Annotated in this window: 5 protein-coding genes; 3 read left to right on the top strand and 2 right to left on the bottom strand. The window is 56.9% G+C overall.

The window, feature by feature from the left end:
- The first annotated feature begins 50 nt into the window (after positions 1-50).
- The 3 genes from V7080_RS23350 to V7080_RS23360 all read left to right on the top strand — a co-directional run bounded on the left by V7080_RS23350 (position 51) and on the right by V7080_RS23360 (position 3,021).
- Positions 51-992, top strand: a complete 942-nt coding sequence (locus tag V7080_RS23350) for a histone deacetylase family protein (RefSeq protein WP_334190775.1) — start codon at positions 51-53, stop codon at positions 990-992.
- Positions 993-1,055: 63 nt separating this feature from the next.
- Entirely contained in the window at positions 1,056-1,985 is a 930-nt protein-coding gene (ylqF, locus tag V7080_RS23355) for a ribosome biogenesis GTPase YlqF (protein ID WP_334190776.1), read from the top strand.
- Between the two features lie 334 nt (positions 1,986-2,319).
- Positions 2,320-3,021, top strand: coding sequence for a hypothetical protein (locus V7080_RS23360; protein ID WP_334190777.1), 702 nt, complete (start codon positions 2,320-2,322; stop codon positions 3,019-3,021).
- A gap of 96 nt (positions 3,022-3,117) precedes the next feature.
- Here V7080_RS23360 and groL read toward each other — a convergent pair whose 3' ends face one another.
- Together groL and groES are read right to left on the bottom strand one after the other, a co-directional pair.
- Positions 3,118-4,767: a chaperonin GroEL gene (gene groL, locus V7080_RS23365; RefSeq protein WP_334190778.1), complete on the bottom strand. Its 1,650-nt coding sequence runs from the start codon at positions 4,765-4,767 to the stop codon at positions 3,118-3,120.
- Positions 4,768-4,912: 145 nt separating this feature from the next.
- Positions 4,913-5,203 carry a co-chaperone GroES gene (gene groES / locus V7080_RS23370; protein WP_326857893.1) on the bottom strand — a complete coding sequence of 97 codons (291 nt, stop codon included), beginning with the start codon at positions 5,201-5,203 and terminating at the stop codon, positions 4,913-4,915.
- Between the last annotated feature and the right edge of the window lie 392 nt (positions 5,204-5,595).

A 5,595-nucleotide genomic window follows, 5' to 3' on the forward strand; every position in this document is an offset into this window, starting at 1 on the left:
ACTATGATGATTCTATTCGAGAATCGTAGCGCACATCTTTCCCTGACGAAATGACCACAGCCATTTACAGCCATCCCGATTGCAAGCTCCATGAAATGGGTTCGTGGCATCCCGAATCACCGGCACGCCTTCAGGCGATCGAGGATCAGCTCATCGCCAGCCGCATCGACAGCCTGATTGAATGCAGGGAAGCGCCCGCCGCCGACCTTGCCGCCATCGCCCGCGTCCACAGTACCGAAGCCATTGCCCGTGTACATGACAACGTGCCGCCCCTTACGGGAGGCGGCCCGGAATACTATCCGCTCGACGGCGATACGCTGCTGAATGCGCATAGCTGGAACGCGGCACTGCGGGCCGCAGGGGCGGCGATTGCTGCCACCGATGCGGTAATCGCAGGCGAAATCGATAACGCTTTCTGCGCAATCCGGCCGCCCGGCCATCATGCGCGACCGTCGGAAGCAATGGGATTTTGTCTTTTCGGCAATGTGGCGATCGCCGCGCGTCATGCGATCGAGGCACATGGACTGCAACGGGTGGCCATTGTCGATTTCGATGTGCATCATGGCAACGGCACCGAAGAAAGCTTCATCGATGAGCCCCGGGTCCTGATGGTCAGTTTTTTTCAGCATCCGTTTTATCCGTATAGCGGTGCGCAGAGGGCAGGCGCCAACATGGTCAATGTGCCGGTTCCTGCTTATACAAAGGGCGACGAGGTCCGCCAGCTGGTTCTCGAAAAATGGTTGCCTGCACTGCATGCGCATAAACCGGAAATCATTTTCATCTCCGCCGGCTTCGACGCCCACCGAGAGGACGACCTCGGGCAGATGGGGCTCGTCGAATCGGACTATGCGTGGATCACGCAGCAGATCAAGCAGGTCGCGCTCGAGCATGCAAAAGGCCGTATCGTCAGCTGCCTCGAAGGCGGCTATAACCTCTCCGCGCTTGGACGGAGCGTCGTCGCGCATCTGAAAGTGCTGGCCGACATCGACTGACGCCGCATGCCGGCATGGTCCAGCGAGTAGAATAGCGGCTCGATTTCGCCACAAAAGCCACGCATGTCCATACAATGGTTCCCCGGTCACATGAACGCCGCCCGCAAAAAGGCGGCGGAATCCATGGAGAAGACCGATCTGGTCATCGAAGTCGTCGATGCCCGTCTGCCGCAGGCCAGCAGCAATCCGATGATCGAGCAGCTGCGCAAGTTCCGGCAGCGTCCCTGCCTCAGAATCCTGAACAAGGCCGATCTGGCCGATCCCGCCGCCACCAAGGCGTGGCTGGATGAATATAACCGCCAGAAGGATGTGCATGCCGTTGCACTGAGCTGCAAGAAGCCAGCCGATGTCGCCAAGGTTCCGGGGATGGCGATGAAGCTGGCGCCGCATCGCGGTACGCCGCTCAAGCCTTTGCGCATGATGATCATGGGCATTCCGAATGTCGGCAAGTCGACCCTGATGAATGCCTTGCTCAAGAAGCGGGTGGCCGCCGTCGGCGACGAGCCGGCGGTCACCAAGACCCAGCAGCGGCTTTACCTGGGCAACAACATGGTGCTGATCGACACGCCGGGCATGCTATGGCCGAAGATCGAACATCCGACCGACGGCCTGATGCTGGCGGCGAGCCATGCGGTGGGCGTCAATGCGGTCATCGAGGAAGAAGTGGCGACCTTTCTTGCAGACCAGCTTCTCCTTCGTTACCCGCAACTGCTTAGCGCGCGTTACGGGTTTTCGACCGAAGGCATCGATGGCGTGAGTGTTATTGAAGGCGTGGCGAAGCGACGGGCATACCGTCTTAAAGGCGGCGACCTGGATTTCGAAAAGGCAGCGCATACCCTCCTGCAGGACTACCGTAGCGGTGCGCTTGGTCGCATCAGTCTGGAGACGCCGCAAAGCAGGGCCATGCTGCTCGCATCCTATGAACCGCCGACATTGCTGGGTGAGCCGCAGGACGGTGGTGAGAGTGACGATTGGAAGAATGAGGAAGAGTAAAGTCGCCCAGCCTGACTGGACAGTTTGTGTAGCTTTACTCTGTGACTGACGTTAGAGGCACTGGGCGTGGTGCTTGGCCGAGGCGAAAACGTGGTGAGAGATAGCACTGACGTAAAGGACGAATTTTCGTAAAAACCGTCAACCATGACGATGGCTGCAAGAAGCGTTCGCATGCCGGCTTCCGTTGGTATCGGGATGGAACCTTTTCCTGCCATTGAGCCACTCAAGCCTACCCCGCCACATTGATCGGCACCGATGGCAGAAAGTCTCAATTGGCCGATCACTTCGCCGGTTTTACGACGACAATGCTTCACTTGATCTTCCAATAAACAATATGCACATCAGCTCCCGTGGTGTCGGTTCTCTCGCGCGTTTTCTTGCCAATTCTCTTGAAAAAATACCGCAGCGGACGCTCCCTGCTGCGCTATCGAAGGCATCGGCGCAACCACCTGCAAATGGCCCTTCCGGTTCGACCGGTCCCGATAAATCGGCGCGGGCCATTCATGAACGCAAAAATAGCCTAAAAAGACTTGGCTTGACTTCCATTGCGGCACAACACACTCAGACAAGACAACGTATCACCGTGGTGGAAAAGCTGCCTGAAGAAATCACGTCAAGCTTTGTCGGCTACCATGGTTCCACGCGTAATAGCTTCGATGCAATGTCCACACAAGGCGTTGATTTCAATCTCACTGGCAAGAACTTTGACCACGATCCTTCGCTTGGCGTCGGGCCGGGACTCTACGTCACCGAAGACCGCGAGAATGCGTATGCCTATGCAAACCTGGCCGCGCGCCGGGCGGGTGGGAATGATAAGTGGGAAATTGCATCCGTTCACATTGCGAAACCCGCTAAGGGTTTGGTCGAAAGGCAGGTTCCGTTCGACTTGGACGCTGCCGATGTGGAACGCTATCGCAATGCGGCAAGCGATGCGCATCAGTTGAACGTCAGCTATATGGAAAAGGTGATTACACCGCTTGCCGCAGAAAGCCAGGACATTAACTACTACGTCGTAAGGGACGCTCGATCGGATTAGGGCGTGCATGTACGCAACCAAGCAAAACAAAAGCCCGCCGAAGCGGGCTTTTTGCGATCAGGTGGCGGAACAATACGCGTTCCGCCGGCCGGCAAATTACATCATGCCGTCCATGCCACCCATACCGCCCATGCCACCCATACCGCCCATGCCGCTTGCGGCTGGCTTGTCTTCCACCAGCTCTGCAACCATGCAATCGGTCGTCAGCATCAGGGAAGCGATCGATGCGGCATTTTGCAGCGCCGAACGGGTCACTTTCGCGGGATCCAGCACGCCCATTTCAACCATGTCGCCATAGGTGCCGTTAGCGGCGTTGTAACCGAAGTTACCCTTGCCTTCAAGGACCTTGTTGACGACGACGGATGCTTCTTCGCCGGCGTTCTGGACGATCATGCGCAGCGGCTCTTCCATGGCGCGCAGAACGATCTTGATGCCCGCGTCCTGGTCAGGATTGTCGCCTTGCAGTTTCAGGTTTGCGCGTGCACGCAGCAATGCCACGCCGCCGCCCGGGACGATGCCTTCTTCAACGGCTGCACGGGTTGCGTGCAGTGCGTCTTCAACGCGGGCCTTCTTCTCTTTCATTTCGACTTCGGTCGCGGCGCCAACCTTGATCACCGCAACACCGCCTGCCAGCTTGGCAACACGCTCCTGCAGCTTTTCACGATCGTAGTCGGATGTCGCTTCTTCGATCTGAACGCGGATCTGCTTGACGCGCGCTTCGATGCCGGCAGCCTGGCCTGCGCCGTCGATCAGGGTGGTGTTTTCCTTGCCCACTTCAATGCGCTTTGCCTGGCCGAGGTCGTTCAGAGTGATCTTCTCGAGTGTCAGGCCAACTTCTTCCGCGATGACCTGGCCGCCGGTCAGGATGGCGATGTCTTCCAGCATTGCCTTGCGACGGTCACCGAAGCCCGGAGCCTTGACGGCGCAGGTCTTCAGGATGCCACGGATGTTGTTGACGACGAGGGTTGCCAGCGCTTCGCCTTCGATGTCTTCAGCGATGATCAGCAGAGGACGGCCAGCCTTGGCGACTTGCTCGAGTACCGGCAGCAGGTCACGGATGTTGGAGATTTTCTTGTCGTACAGCAGGACGAACGGGTTTTCGAGGATGGCAACCTGCTTGTCCGGGTTGTTGATGAAATACGGGGACAGATAACCGCGGTCGAACTGCATGCCTTCCACGATATCGAGTTCGTCGTTCAGCGACTTGCCGTCTTCGACGGTGATGACGCCTTCCTTGCCGACTTTTTCCATCGCTTCAGCGATGCGCTCGCCGATGGAGCTGTCGGAGTTTGCGGAGATCGAGCCAACCTGGGCGATTTCCTTGGAAGTGGTGCAGGGCTTGGCGATCTTCTTCAGTTCTTCAACCGTTGCAGCGACTGCCTTGTCGATACCGCGCTTGAGGTCCATCGGGTTCATGCCGGCGGCAACGAACTTCATGCCTTCGCGGACGATTGCCTGGGCCAGCACGGTCGCGGTTGTGGTGCCGTCACCGGCGTTGTCGGAAGTCTTGGATGCAACTTCCTTCACCATCTGCGCGCCCATGTTCATGAGCTTGTCCTTCAGTTCGATCTCTTTGGCGACCGAAACGCCGTCCTTGGTGACGGTCGGGGAGCCGAAAGAACGCTCCAGCACGACATTACGGCCTTTCGGGCCGAGGGTGACTTTAACAGCGTTGGCGAGAATATTGACGCCTTCAACCATCTTGGCGCGGGCGGCATCGCCGAATACGACTTCTTTAGCTGCCATGTTTGTTACTCCTTAGTATTTAAATGGGGTATGTATTTGTTGAAGTTCAGAGCTACATGTGAACCGTCTCTGGATCCCCGCCTGTGCGGGGATGGCGGCATGTTTCCAATCGCGGCGGCTATGCCGGCGCTCATGGACATCACCATCACTTCTGGACGATTGCCATGATGTCTTCTTCGCGCATTACCAGCAATTCCTCGCCGCTGACCTTGACGCTTTGGCCGGAGTACTTGCCGAACAGAACGCGATCGCCAACCTTGACGTCGAGCGCACGTACTTTGCCGTCTTCAAGGATCTTGCCGTTGCCGACTGCCAGGACTTCGCCCTGATCAGGCTTTTCCGCTGCTGCCTCGGGAAGAACGATGCCGGACGCAGTTTTGGTTTCCTGGTCCAGACGCTTGACGATTACGCGATCGTGCAAAGGACGAAGGTTCATACAAACTCCTTTAAATTCAATAAGTTATAGTTGTTTTGCGGCAATCTTGCTGCAAAAGGCATTTCACTATGCAACAAGGCCGCACTGGAAATGTTGGGACCAGGGCAATTAGTTGTTAGCACTCCACCCTGGCGAGTGCTAAGTATAGGGGCGGACTTTTCTTTTTTCAAGCGATGGTCATGTAAATATGTCCATGAGTTGATTCGTTATTGCCTGTTAAGCAACGAAGAAAGAGGTCCGAATGCGCGTCTGAACAGAGCGCGAAATGACGGGTCGCGCAAATGAAAAACCTCCGCAGAAGCGGAGGTTTTTTGGCGCCAGTTACTCGGCGACTAGCGCAGGTGTCGTATTTCTTAAGTCAAGCCGACTTTCACATCGACATTATTGCGGGT

The sequence above is a fragment of the Noviherbaspirillum sp. genome (genome assembly GCF_036846085.1).
Classification (GTDB): Bacteria; Pseudomonadota; Gammaproteobacteria; order Burkholderiales; family Burkholderiaceae_D; genus Noviherbaspirillum.